The organism is Streptomyces sp. TLI_146 (genome assembly GCF_002846415.1).
GTDB lineage: Bacteria > Actinomycetota > Actinomycetes > Streptomycetales > Streptomycetaceae > Streptomyces.
Genome location: NZ_PJMX01000001.1, coordinates 4,972,050 through 4,985,445 on the forward strand (window position 1 = coordinate 4,972,050; position 13,396 = coordinate 4,985,445).

At 65.9% G+C, this 13,396-nt stretch carries 6 protein-coding genes and 3 rRNA genes; 6 read left to right on the forward strand and 3 right to left on the reverse strand.

The features are described from left to right. The first annotated feature begins 55 nt into the window (after positions 1 to 55). Positions 56 to 1,708 (forward strand): SpoIIE family protein phosphatase, encoded by a 1,653-nt coding sequence (locus tag BX283_RS22360; RefSeq protein ID WP_101389316.1) that lies wholly within the window; start codon positions 56 to 58, stop codon positions 1,706 to 1,708. A 19-nt stretch (positions 1,709 to 1,727) separates the two neighbouring features. Here the strand turns inward: BX283_RS22360 and BX283_RS22365 are convergent, their stop codons facing one another. Further along, a complete protein-coding gene (locus tag BX283_RS22365; RefSeq protein WP_180357473.1) occupies positions 1,728 to 3,005 on the reverse strand; it encodes an MFS transporter in 1,278 nt (425 codons plus the stop codon). A gap of 152 nt (positions 3,006 to 3,157) precedes the next feature. Between BX283_RS22365 and BX283_RS22370 the strand changes: the two genes are divergently transcribed. The 5 genes from BX283_RS22370 (at position 3,158) to BX283_RS22395 (ending at position 10,175) form a co-directional block, all read left to right on the forward strand. Then, entirely contained in the window at positions 3,158 to 3,733 is a 576-nt protein-coding gene (locus BX283_RS22370) for a MarR family winged helix-turn-helix transcriptional regulator (RefSeq protein WP_101389318.1), read from the forward strand. A gap of 690 nt (positions 3,734 to 4,423) precedes the next feature. Then, positions 4,424 to 5,949: ribosomal RNA gene (locus BX283_RS22380) — 16S ribosomal RNA — on the forward strand. Positions 5,950 to 6,229: 280 nt separating this feature from the next. Then, positions 6,230 to 9,354, forward strand: a 23S ribosomal RNA gene (locus BX283_RS22385). 78 nt (positions 9,355 to 9,432) lie between these two features. Further along, positions 9,433 to 9,549: ribosomal RNA gene (gene rrf, locus BX283_RS22390) — 5S ribosomal RNA — on the forward strand. The 16S, 23S and 5S rRNA genes sit together here, the layout of an rRNA operon. Before the next feature lie 71 nt (positions 9,550 to 9,620). Continuing rightward, positions 9,621 to 10,175 (forward strand): GNAT family N-acetyltransferase, encoded by a 555-nt coding sequence (locus BX283_RS22395; protein ID WP_101389319.1) that lies wholly within the window; start codon positions 9,621 to 9,623, stop codon positions 10,173 to 10,175. Between the two features lie 24 nt (positions 10,176 to 10,199). Here BX283_RS22395 and BX283_RS22400 read toward each other — a convergent pair whose 3' ends face one another. After that, entirely contained in the window at positions 10,200 to 11,843 is a 1,644-nt protein-coding gene (locus BX283_RS22400; protein ID WP_101389320.1) for a type IV secretory system conjugative DNA transfer family protein, read from the reverse strand. A gap of 111 nt (positions 11,844 to 11,954) precedes the next feature. Beyond that, complete coding sequence (locus BX283_RS22405) at positions 11,955 to 13,379, reverse strand: ATP-binding protein (RefSeq protein WP_101389321.1); 1,425 nt, start codon at positions 13,377 to 13,379, stop codon at positions 11,955 to 11,957. Positions 13,380 to 13,396 lie beyond the last annotated feature (17 nt).

The following is a 13,396-nucleotide window of genomic DNA, read 5'->3' on the forward strand; positions in this document are numbered from 1 at the left end:
CCCACACCTGCACAGCGTGACCCAGCAGCCAGCGACACACGAGGCCAAGAGATCCGTGAACTTCACGCGTTGGAGCGCCCGGCTCCCCGGTACGCAGCGCCGCGCCGCCGCACGGACCGACCGGGGCTCCGTGCCCGCCGCGCGCGGTGAGTCCGGGCCCGGGCCCGACACCTGGCCGGACGGCGACGGGACGGAGGGCCCGGCGGCGCCCGCCCTGGAGGAGCTGTCGGTCCGTCAGCTCCTCGGCCAGCTCCCGGCCCTCGCCGCCCTGGTGTACGGCCCGGAACACCGTGTGGCGTACGTGAACGACGCGTACGCGACGACGTTCGGCCCCCGCCCCGTCGGCGCCCCCGCCGCCAAGGCGCTGCCCGAGCTGGACGAGCTGGGCCTGCTGCCGCTGATGGACCAGGTGCTGCGCAGCGGCAAGCCGCGCACGGTGAAGTCCCGCAAGGCCCAGGGCGGCGGGTCGTACACGGTCACCTGCACCCCGGTCGAGATCCCCGCGCGCGGGGAGGCGGGCGGCGGGGTGCTCGTCTTCGCGGCCGACGTCACCGACCACGCCGAGGCCGCCGAGCGGCTGCGCGCCAGCGAGCGCCGCCACCGCGAGACCGCCGTGACGCTCCAGCGCTCCCTGCTCCCGCAGGAGCTGGAGCAGCCCGACGACCTGCGGGTCGCCGTCACGTACCAGCCGGGCGGCACGGACGCGGCGGTCGGCGGCGACTGGTACGACGTGATCACGCTGGGCGCCGGGCGCACCGCGCTGGTGATCGGGGACGTGATGGGGCGCGGGGTCCGCGCGGCCGCCGTGATGGGCCAGCTCCGCACGGCGGTGCGGGCGTACGCACGCCTGGACCTGCCCCCGCACGAGGTGCTCCAGCTGCTCGACGGCCTGGCCGCCGAGATCGACGCCAGCCAGATCGCCACCTGCGTCTACGCGGTCCACGACCCCAACGAAGGCCGCCTCGTCTACGCCTCGGCGGGCCACCTGCCCCTCCTCGTCCGCCACGAGGACGGCAGTGTGCACCGCGCGGCGGACCCGACCGGGCCCCCGCTGGGCACCGGCGGCTGGCTGCACACCTCCGGCACGATCGCCCTGCCGCCCGGCGCGACCGCCGTCCTCTATACGGACGGCCTGGTCGAGCGCAGGGGAGAGGACATCGACGAGGGCGTGGCGTCCCTGGAGCGCGCGCTGTCCGGCGCGGTCGGCACCCCGCAGGTCGTCTGCGACCGGCTGATCCGCTCGCTCGGGGTGACCGCCGAGCACGACGACGACGTGGCGGTCCTGGTCCTCCAGCACCCGGCCCGCACCGGCCCGGACGCCGAGCTGTTCCACAACGCGGCGCTCGACCTGCTCGGCGGCGTGGAAGCCGCGCCACGCGCGCGTGCCTTCGCGTCCGGGGTGCTGGCCTCCTGGCGCTTCCCGGTCGAACTGCGCGACCTGGGAGTCCTGGCGGCGAGCGAACTGGTGGCGAACTCGCTCCAGCACGGCACCCCGCCGATGCGGCTGCGCCTGCGCCGCACCGACCGCCGGCTGATCATCGAGGTGACGGACGGCGACGACCACCTGCCGCGCCGCCGCCGCGCCGAGCCCGGGGACGAGTCAGGACGAGGCATCTCGATCGTCGCGACGATCGCCTCGTCCTGGGGTTCGCGCCGCACACCGGGCGGCGGCAAAGCGGTGTGGTGCGAGTTCGCCCTGCCGGGCTGAGGGCCGGGCGGCCGACGGCTCAGGCCGCAGCGCCGACCTGCTCGCTCTTGTGCACGGCGACCACCCGCGAGGGGGCCGCGAGCGTCGGCTGGTCCTGCGCGGGCGTCAGCTTCCGGCCGAGCCGCAGCGCCAGCACGGTGATGCCGAGCGAGAACAGAATGAAGGTGACGATGTACGGGCCGTGCAGCGTCGCACCCATCGGCCCGCCCACGAACGGGCCGAGCGCCAGCGCCATCTGCTTGACCAGCGCGAACGCCGAGTTGTACTGGCCGACCATCGACTCCGGCGCCAGGTCCGCGACCAGCGGCGCCACGGTCGGCGACAGCATCGCCTCACCGAGCCCGAACAGCGCGTACGTGGAGACGAACGCGGCGGTCGCCATGGTCTGGCTGCCGTGGCCGAGCCCCGCGTACCCGGCGAAGAGCCAGGCCACGGTCCAGATGAGCCCCACGGACGCGATGACGCGGCTGCGGCGGCGGCGCTCGACGAAGCGCAGCACCAGGAACTGGGCGACCACGATGACGGCGGTGTTGGCGGCCAGGGCGAAGCCCAGGGCCGACGGGTCGATTCCGGCGGCCTCGGTGCCGTACGCCGCGAGACCCGACTCGAACTGCCCGTAGCAGGCGAAGAACAGCACGAAGCCGAGGACGCAGAGCTGGAGCATGGCGCGGTGGGCGAGCACGGCCCGGAAGCCGCTGCCGCCCTTGCCGTCCTTGGGGCGGGCGTCCGCGATGACCGCGTTGCGCGGCAGCTTCACGGACAGCGCGATCGCGGCGAGGACCAGGAACATCCCGGCCTCGATGGCGAAGAGCAGGGTGAAGGACGCCGGACGGCTCTCGTCGACGATCTGGCCGCCGAAGAGCCCGCCGATGCCGAGCCCGAGGTTCTGCAGGAAGAACTGCATGGCGAAGGCACGGGTACGGGAGGTCGGCCCCGAGCACCACACGATCATGGTGGCGAGCGCCGGCTGCATGACCGCGGTGCCCGCGCCGAGCAGGGCGGCGGACCCGAGGACGGTCACCAGATTGTTGGCGAGCCCGAGGCACAGCGCGCCCACGGCGGCCGTGACAGCGGCGCCGACCAGGACGGGCAGGGGGCCGCGGCGGTCGATGACCCGGCCGGTGAAGAGCAGCGCGACGAGCGCGGCCAGGGCGAAGACGCCGAGGACGATCCCGGCCCAGAAGGAGCCGAGCCCGCGCACCGAAGCCACGTAGATGTACAGATACGGAACGGTGAACCCGAGTCCGAACGCGCTCAGCGCGTTCCCCGCCTGGATTCGGCGCATCGCCGCGCCCATCACCTTGGTCACACTCACCACCTTGAGGTCTCGAAGTGGAAGTCCTCGAACCTGAAGGTCTCAGGTGCGAAGACTTCAACACTAAAGTTAGAACCTCAACAATACACACTCAAGGACTTAGACGCCAACGCCCCCCGTGCGATACTCGCGGCATGGCTGAGACCACCGAGCCCGGCGGCCCCACCGGCCCAGCGGGCCCCGAGGAGCCGACCCTCGACGAGCAGATCGCGGCGTACCAGCGCGAGTTCCGCGACCTGGACCCCCAGGTCGAGAAGGTCGTCTCGGCCCTGGGCCGGCTGAACCGCCGGATGAACGTGGCGTACGGCCGCCAGGTCGCCGCACTCGGCATCAGCAACGCCGAGTGGGAGGTCCTGAAGACCCTCGTCCTCGCGGGCAAGCCGTACCGGCTGGGCCCCGGCGAGCTCGCCAAGCGCCTCGGCCTCACCCCCGCCGCTATGACCCACCGCATCGACCGCATGGCGGGCGAAGGCCTGGTCACGCGCGACCGGGACGAGAACAACCGGGTGCGCGTCATCGTCGAGCTGACGGACGAGGGGCGTACGAAGTGGCTGGAGGCCATGCAGATGGCCACCGACTTCGAGGAGGACCTGCTCCAGGACCTCACCCCGGACGAGCGCGGGGCGCTCGGCGAGATGCTGATCCGTCTGCTGCGGCGGGTGGAGCACGCCCAGCCGGACGCGGGCGGACGGCTGACGGACCTGGACTGACGGCCCGCGAAATGGGTTGACAGGCACCGGCCGACGGGGGTTGACACCCCCTGGGCAGGCGCGTAAGGTTCTTCGAGTTGTCACGGAGACGGAACGGTTCTGCGGCAACCGTCCGCCGCAGATTTGCGGCAACCCCACCTCAGTACGACCTCCCGATCGGGACGAATTTCGGCATGCCGAATTCCTTTCCGAAGTGGGGTCGGATGGATCGGTCGGCCCGATTAGGAGCCGCCCGGGAAATCCGCTAGAGTTTGGGACGTCGGAACGGCCCAACAGCCGGGAAGACAAACCGACTTGACCCGGGAGACCGGAAATCGGAACCGCGAGGATCTGATAGAGTCGGAACCGCCGGAAAGGGAAACGCGAAAGCGGAAACCTGGAAAGCACCGAGGAAGTCGGACCGGGAAACGGTCTGATAGAGTCGGAAACGAAGGAAGCGCCCGGAGGGCCCGGAAACGGGAACAAAGGAAGCGTCCGTACCTTGAGAACTCAACAGCGTGCCAAAAGTCAACGCCAGATTGACAACCCCGGCCCACCGCTTGTCGGTTGGGTTGGAGGTTCCTTTGAAAAGTCCTGGCGGCCCTCGTGGTCGGCAGGCAATTACACAGCGAGGACGCTGAGGACGGTCGGTCTTATTCCGACATGACCGTCCCGCTCTTTCGTGTGTGCGCACCGGATTACCGGTACACATTCATGGAGAGTTTGATCCTGGCTCAGGACGAACGCTGGCGGCGTGCTTAACACATGCAAGTCGAACGATGAAGCCCTTCGGGGTGGATTAGTGGCGAACGGGTGAGTAACACGTGGGCAATCTGCCCTTCACTCTGGGACAAGCCCTGGAAACGGGGTCTAATACCGGATACGACCCGGAAGCGCATGCTTCTGGGTGGAAAGCTCCGGCGGTGAAGGATGAGCCCGCGGCCTATCAGCTTGTTGGTGGGGTAATGGCCTACCAAGGCGACGACGGGTAGCCGGCCTGAGAGGGCGACCGGCCACACTGGGACTGAGACACGGCCCAGACTCCTACGGGAGGCAGCAGTGGGGAATATTGCACAATGGGCGAAAGCCTGATGCAGCGACGCCGCGTGAGGGATGACGGCCTTCGGGTTGTAAACCTCTTTCAGCAGGGAAGAAGCGAAAGTGACGGTACCTGCAGAAGAAGCGCCGGCTAACTACGTGCCAGCAGCCGCGGTAATACGTAGGGCGCAAGCGTTGTCCGGAATTATTGGGCGTAAAGAGCTCGTAGGCGGCTTGTCACGTCGGATGTGAAAGCCCGGGGCTTAACCCCGGGTCTGCATTCGATACGGGCTAGCTAGAGTGTGGTAGGGGAGATCGGAATTCCTGGTGTAGCGGTGAAATGCGCAGATATCAGGAGGAACACCGGTGGCGAAGGCGGATCTCTGGGCCATTACTGACGCTGAGGAGCGAAAGCGTGGGGAGCGAACAGGATTAGATACCCTGGTAGTCCACGCCGTAAACGTTGGGAACTAGGTGTTGGCGACATTCCACGTCGTCGGTGCCGCAGCTAACGCATTAAGTTCCCCGCCTGGGGAGTACGGCCGCAAGGCTAAAACTCAAAGGAATTGACGGGGGCCCGCACAAGCAGCGGAGCATGTGGCTTAATTCGACGCAACGCGAAGAACCTTACCAAGGCTTGACATATACCGGAAACGGCCAGAGATGGTCGCCCCCTTGTGGTCGGTATACAGGTGGTGCATGGCTGTCGTCAGCTCGTGTCGTGAGATGTTGGGTTAAGTCCCGCAACGAGCGCAACCCTTGTTCTGTGTTGCCAGCATGCCCTTCGGGGTGATGGGGACTCACAGGAGACTGCCGGGGTCAACTCGGAGGAAGGTGGGGACGACGTCAAGTCATCATGCCCCTTATGTCTTGGGCTGCACACGTGCTACAATGGCCGGTACAATGAGCTGCGATGCCGTGAGGCGGAGCGAATCTCAAAAAGCCGGTCTCAGTTCGGATTGGGGTCTGCAACTCGACCCCATGAAGTCGGAGTTGCTAGTAATCGCAGATCAGCATTGCTGCGGTGAATACGTTCCCGGGCCTTGTACACACCGCCCGTCACGTCACGAAAGTCGGTAACACCCGAAGCCGGTGGCCCAACCCCTTGTGGGAGGGAGCTGTCGAAGGTGGGACTGGCGATTGGGACGAAGTCGTAACAAGGTAGCCGTACCGGAAGGTGCGGCTGGATCACCTCCTTTCTAAGGAGCACAGTACCGATTGCAGGCAAATGTTCTGCACGGTCAGCTCATGGGTGGAACGTTGACTATTCGGCACGGTTTTCGAGGGATCACTAGTACTGCTTCGGCGTGGAACGTGAACCTGAGGGAGCCGGGCCGGGCACGCTGTTGGGTGTCTGAAGGCACGGGCTTTGCCCGCTTCACCTTCAGTCGCCGGCCCCAGTGAACTCACCATGTTGTTGGTGGGGTGATGGGTGGCTGGTCGTTGTTTGAGAACTGCACAGTGGACGCGAGCATCTGTGGCCAAGTTTTTAAGGGCGCACGGTGGATGCCTTGGCACCAGGAACCGATGAAGGACGTGGGAGGCCACGATAGTCCCCGGGGAGCCGTCAACCAGGCTTTGATCCGGGGGTTTCCGAATGGGGAAACCCGGCAGTCGTCATGGGCTGTCACCCATGCCTGAACACATAGGGCATGTGGAGGGAACGAGGGGAAGTGAAACATCTCAGTACCCTCAGGAAGAGAAAACAACCGTGATTCCGGGAGTAGTGGCGAGCGAAACCGGATGAGGCCAAACCGTATGCGTGTGATACCCGGCAGGGGTTGCGCATACGGGGTTGTGGGATCTCTTTGTCACAGTCTGCCGGCTGTGAGACGAGTCAGAAACCGTATGAATAGGCGAAGGACATGCGAAAGGTCCGGCGTAGAGGGTAAGACCCCCGTAGCTGAAATTCATGCGGCTCGTTTAAGAGACACCCAAGTAGCACGGGGCCCGAGAAATCCCGTGTGAATCTGGCGGGACCACCCGTTAAGCCTAAATATTCCCTGGTGACCGATAGCGGATAGTACCGTGAGGGAATGGTGAAAAGTACCGCGGGAGCGGAGTGAAATAGTACCTGAAACCGTGTGCCTACAAGCCGTGGGAGCGTCGCGTTGCATGCTTGCATGCAACGTCGTGACTGCGTGCCTTTTGAAGAATGAGCCTGCGAGTTAGCGGTGTGTAGCGAGGTTAACCCGTGTGGGGAAGCCGTAGCGAAAGCGAGTCCGAACAGGGCGATATAGTTGCACGCTCTAGACCCGAAGCGGAGTGATCTAGCCATGGGCAGGTTGAAGCGGAGGTAAGACTTCGTGGAGGACCGAACCCACCAGGGTTGAAAACCTGGGGGATGACCTGTGGTTAGGGGTGAAAGGCCAATCAAACTCCGTGATAGCTGGTTCTCCCCGAAATGCATTTAGGTGCAGCGTCGTGTGTTTCTTGCCGGAGGTAGAGCACTGGATAGGCGATGGGCCCTACCGGGTTACTGACCTTAGCCAAACTCCGAATGCCGGTAAGTGAGAGCGCGGCAGTGAGACTGTGGGGGATAAGCTCCATGGTCGAGAGGGAAACAGCCCAGAGCATCGACTAAGGCCCCTAAGCGTACGCTAAGTGGGAAAGGATGTGGAGTCGCAGAGACAACCAGGAGGTTGGCTTAGAAGCAGCCACCCTTGAAAGAGTGCGTAATAGCTCACTGGTCAAGTGATTCCGCGCCGACAATGTAGCGGGGCTCAAGCGTACCGCCGAAGTCGTGTCATTGCAGCAATTAAGCCCCAACGGGTGCTGTGATGGGTAGGGGAGCGTCGTGTGCCGGGTGAAGCCGCAGCGGAAGCTAGTGGTGGACGGTTCACGAGTGAGAATGCAGGCATGAGTAGCGATACACACGTGAGAAACGTGTGCGCCGATTGACTAAGGGTTCCTGGGTCAAGCTGATCTGCCCAGGGTAAGTCGGGACCTAAGGCGAGGCCGACAGGCGTAGTCGATGGACAACCGGTTGATATTCCGGTACCCGCTTTGAAACGCCCAATATCGAATCAGGCGATGCTAAGTCCGTGAAGCCGTTCCGGACCCTTCGGGGAAAGGAAAGTGGTGGAGCCGACGAACCAGACTTGTAGTAGGTAAGCGATGGGGTGACGCAGGAAGGTAGTCCAGCCCGGGCGGTGGTTGTCCCGGGGTAAGGGTGTAGGCCGTGTGGTAGGCAAATCCGTCACACGTTAAGGCTGAGACCTGATGCCGAGCCGATTGTGGTGAAGTGGATGATCCTATGCTGTCGAGAAAAGCCTCTAGCGAGTTTCATGGCGGCCCGTACCCTAAACCGACTCAGGTGGTCAGGTAGAGAATACCGAGGCGTTCGGGTGAACTATGGTTAAGGAACTCGGCAAAATGCCCCCGTAACTTCGGGAGAAGGGGGGCCATCACTGGTGATGAGTCTTGCACTCTGAGCTGGGGGTGGCCGCAGAGACCAGCGAGAAGCGACTGTTTACTAAAAACACAGGTCCGTGCGAAGCCGTAAGGCGATGTATACGGACTGACGCCTGCCCGGTGCTGGAACGTTAAGGGGACCGGTTAGCTCCATTTCGGTGGGGCGAAGCTGAGAACTTAAGCGCCAGTAAACGGCGGTGGTAACTATAACCATCCTAAGGTAGCGAAATTCCTTGTCGGGTAAGTTCCGACCTGCACGAATGGCGTAACGACTTCTCGACTGTCTCAACCATAGGCCCGGTGAAATTGCACTACGAGTAAAGATGCTCGTTTCGCGCAGCAGGACGGAAAGACCCCGGGACCTTTACTACAGTTTGATATTGGTGTTCGGTTCGGCTTGTGTAGGATAGGTGGGAGACTTTGAAGCAGCCACGCCAGTGGTTGTGGAGTCGCCGTTGAAATACCACTCTGGTCGTGCTGGATGTCTAACCTGGGTCCGTGATCCGGATCAGGGACAGTGTCTGATGGGTAGTTTAACTGGGGCGGTTGCCTCCTAAAGAGTAACGGAGGCGCCCAAAGGTTCCCTCAGCCTGGTTGGCAATCAGGTGTTGAGTGTAAGTGCACAAGGGAGCTTGACTGTGAGACCGACGGGTCGAGCAGGGACGAAAGTCGGGACTAGTGATCCGGCGGTGGCTTGTGGAAGCGCCGTCGCTCAACGGATAAAAGGTACCCCGGGGATAACAGGCTGATCTTCCCCAAGAGTCCATATCGACGGGATGGTTTGGCACCTCGATGTCGGCTCGTCGCATCCTGGGGCTGGAGTCGGTCCCAAGGGTTGGGCTGTTCGCCCATTAAAGCGGTACGCGAGCTGGGTTTAGAACGTCGTGAGACAGTTCGGTCCCTATCCGCTGTGCGCGTAGGAATATTGAGAAGGGCTGTCCCTAGTACGAGAGGACCGGGACGGACGAACCTCTGGTGTGCCAGTTGTCCTGCCAAGGGCATGGCTGGTTGGCTACGTTCGGAAAGGATAACCGCTGAAAGCATCTAAGCGGGAAGCCTGCTTCGAGATGAGTATTCCCACCTCCTTGAGAGGGTAAGGCTCCCAGTAGACGACTGGGTTGATAGGCCAGATGTGGAAGCCTCGTAAGGGGTGGAGCTGACTGGTACTAATAGGCCGAGGGCTTGTCCTCAGTTGCTCGCGTCCACTGTGTTAGTTCTGAAATAACGAACAGCCGTGTTGTTGCCCGGTTTCGTTAATTTCATAGTGTTTCGGTGGTCATAGCGTTAGGGAAACGCCCGGTTACATTCCGAACCCGGAAGCTAAGCCTTTCAGCGCCGATGGTACTGCAGGGGGGACCCTGTGGGAGAGTAGGACACCGCCGAACAAATTTTGAGAAAAGCCCCGTACCGGGAAACCGGTGCGGGGCTTTTCTGCGTTTCATGGCAGGATCTGGCCATGGACCACGTGATACGCCCCGTACGGGCCGATGAATGGCGCAAGGCCAAGGAGCTCCGGCTGGCCGGGCTCGCCGACCCTTCCGCCCCTCTTGCTTTCCTTGAGACCACTGAGCAGGCCAACGCCCACCCGGACGTGTTCTGGCAGGAACGTACCGCCGGCGCCAGCAGTGGCACCGGCGCCCGCCAGTTCGTGGCCGAGGGCCCCGACGGCACCTGGGCCGGGACCGTCGTCGTCCTGGTCGAGCAGGCCGGGAACGTCGACTTCTTCGGGGTGGACATCGAAGCCCCCCAGGGACATGTGGTCGGCGTCTTCGTACGCCCCGAGTTCCGGGGCATCGGGCTCACCGAGAGGCTCTTCGAGGCCGCGCTGGAGTGGGCCTGGTCGCTGGAGGAGCCGCGGCTCGAACGCGTACGGCTCTATGTGCACAACCAGAACGAGCGGGCCGAGGGCTTCTACCGGAAGTTCGGGTTCGCGCGGACCGGGAAGACCGTGCCCGCGTCGGCCGGGCTGCCGGACGCGCACGAGGTCGAGATGGAGTTCCTCCGCCCGTAGCCCCAGGCGGGCCACTTCGCGCCGCTACGGCGCCAGCGTCTCCGTCCAGCGGGCCCGGGCCTGTTCGGCCGAGCGGAGCAGGACCAGGGTCGGGAGGCCAAGGTCGTGCCCGGTCGACAGGAGTTCGGGCAGCCGGGGCAGCGGCGCGACTGCGGCCACGTCGTCCAGGACCAGCGTTATTGGTGGGTCGAGCCGACCGTCGGGTGACCGTTCGGCCATGCGGCGGCCGCGCTCGACCACGTCTGAGGCGAGGGCCGTGAGGAGGGGCATCGCGGCCGGGCGGGACCGCGGATCCTCGATGGCTTCACCCACCACGTAAAGCGTGCCCCCTTCGGCGGCGAATGATTCCAGGGCGAGCGAATCCGCTCGGTTTGGTGTGCAGGCCTCGCGGATGTGGATCGAGGACAGCGCGTCGAGTGCCCGGGCCGTCAGCGCCTGGGCGATCTCCCGGCGTTCGGGGTGGGCGGTCAGCGCGGACTCCAGGAGGCCCGCCGAGCCGCTCATGGCCTTGGGGTGGGTGCGGAGTACGCGTACGGCCTCGTGGGCGCCGGTGCCCTGGGCCCAGCGGTGCATCTGCTTGACCGCCTTGCCGTCCCGGCTGTCCAGCGCGGCCGCGTGCAGCCAGCACCGCAGCAGGGTCTCGGCCGTGTCGGCCATCGCGGCGTCTATGCGCGCCTGCGGGCGTACGGGCGCGAGCAGCGCGGTCGCGCGCGCCGCCGCCACGTCCGCGTCCTCGCAGCCGCTCGTGGGCGACCAGTGGAGCCGGGCCGGGGTGTCGCACAGGTGCCCCGGGTCGTACACGTGCACAGGGCCGAGCTTCGCGCGCGCGTCCTTGGTCTCCGCCCAGAGGGTGGGGTCCGAGGTGATGACGAGTGCGGCGCCCTCGGCGTCCTGGATGGCCTGTACGGCCGTGGGGCGGCGGGCGTCGGGGCCGCCGTAGACGAGCCGGGGCGGGCGGGCCGCACGCGGCGACGGGAGCCGCCCGGCTCCCGGGCCTTCGGGCTGCCAACTTGCCGTGGCGGGTGTGGGGGTGAGGGTGTCGTCCCATGCTCCCGCTGCCCCGTCCGTACGTACGGTACGAGCCGCTCCTGTCCCCGCGGCCGGGCCCCACGCGCGCGTGTCCGCAGGGTCGGGGCCCCGATCAGCCCCTGCGTCCATCACAGGCGGCGGTCCCGGCTGGGCCTGGGGCTGGGCTTGCGGTTGTGCTTGGTGCGTCGGTGTCGTCGTACCACCGACCGGCCCGCCGCCCCCGGCCCCGCCCCTGTTCAGGCCCAGCACCGGATTGCCCGGCATCGCGGCCGCCGCCTTGGCTCTCGCGCGTACGGCTCGCCAGCGCGACCAGGTGCCAAGGGCGAAGATGAAGAGGACCAGGAGCACAAGGAGTTGGCCGATGAGCAGGCCCCAGAAGAGGCCGTAGCCGGAGAGCTGGGCGGCGGGGGTGTCCGGCCAGGCGGCCGGGAGGTCGTGCGGGGCCTGGACCAGCTGGTGCATGGCCTGCGGGGTGCGGGTGAACGTCACTGCGTCCGGCCAGGCGCCGTGGCTGAACAGGCCCGCCAGGCCCGTCGCCGTCCAGACCAGGACCGTGAGGCCGAGCAGGAACGCGAGCAGCCCGATCAGCAGGGAGTCGGGGATGCCGCGCTCCTCGCCGCGGGAGCGGGACTCCGGCATGTCAGGCAACCTCCGGCGTGTCGGTCCGACGTGCGCGTGTCGGGGGAACTTCCTTGGGGTGGGCGGGCGTTGATCCGGCAGGCCCCTTGAGGGGAGGGGTCTGCCGGACCGTCAGGCCACGGTCGACTCGGGGGAGGAGGTGCCGGACATTTGCTGTTCCATCAGCGCTGCCCTGCGTTCGCTCTCCGACTCCAGCTGGCTCTCCAGCTCATGGGCGAGTACGTCATCGGTCGCCGCCGACTCCGTCATCGCGCGGTCGGTGAAGACCAGCGGCCGTTCCCGTTCGGTGACCAGGTGCTTGACCACCTGGACATTGCCGTTGACGTCCCAGACGGCGATACCGGGCGTGAGGGTCGGGATGATCTCGACCGCCCACCGTGGCAGGCCGAGGACCCCGCCCGTCGCCCTCGCCTCGTCCGTCTTCTGGGCGTAGATCGTCCTGGTCGACGCCATCTTCAGGATCGCCGCCGCCTCCCGCGCCGCCGCCCCGTCCACCACGTCCGACAGGTGGTGCACCACCGCCACGAAGGACAGACCGAGGCGCCGGCCGAACTTGAGCAGCCGCTGGAAGAGCTGTGCCACGAACGGCGAGTTGATGATGTGCCAGGCCTCCTCCACCAGGAAGATGCGCTTCTTGCGGTCGGGCCGGATCCAGGTGTGCTCCAGCCAGACGCCGACGATCGCCATCAGGATCGGCATCGCGATCGAGTTGCGGTCGATGTGCGAGAGGTCGAAGACGATCAGCGGCGCGTCCAGGTCGATGCCGACGGTGGTCGGTCCGTCGAACATGCCCCGCAGGTCGCCGTCGACCAGCCGGTCCAGGACGAGCGCCACGTCCAGGCCCCAGGCCCGGACGTCGTCTATGTCGACGTTCATGGCGACCGCCGAGGCGGCCTCCGGGTGGCGCAGCTGCTCCACGATGTCGGTGAGGACGGGCTGCCGGTCGGTGATGGTCTCGTTGACGTAGGCGTGCGCCACCTTCAGGGCGAAGCCCGAGCGCTCGTCCAGGCCGTGCCCCATCGCCACCTCGATGATGGTGCGCAGCAGCGCCAGCTGGCCGGTGGTGGTGATCGCCGGGTCCAGCGGGTTGAGCCGGATGCCGCCGTCCAGGGCGGCCATCGGGTCGAGCCGGATGGGAGTTATCCCCAGCTCGCGCGCGATGAGGTTCCACTCGCCGACGCCGTCCTCGCCCTGGGCGTCCAGCACCACGACCTGCCGGTCGCGGAACCGCAGCTGGCGCAGCACATAGGTCTTCTCCAGCGCCGACTTGCCGTTGCCGGACTCGCCGAGGACCAGCCAGTGCGGCGCGGGCAGCTGCTGGCCGTACAGCTGGAAGGGGTCGTAGATGTATCCCTTGCCGCTGTAGACCTCACGGCCGATGATCACGCCCGAGTCGCCCAGGCCGGGCGCGGCCGTCGGCAGGTAGACGGCCTGCGCCTGGCCGGTGGAGGTGCGCACGGGCAGCCGGGTGGTCTCCACCTTCCCGAAGAGGAAGGAGGTGAAGGCGTTGGTGAGCGCGGAGAGCGGATCTCGCATGAGCAGGCCCCAATCAG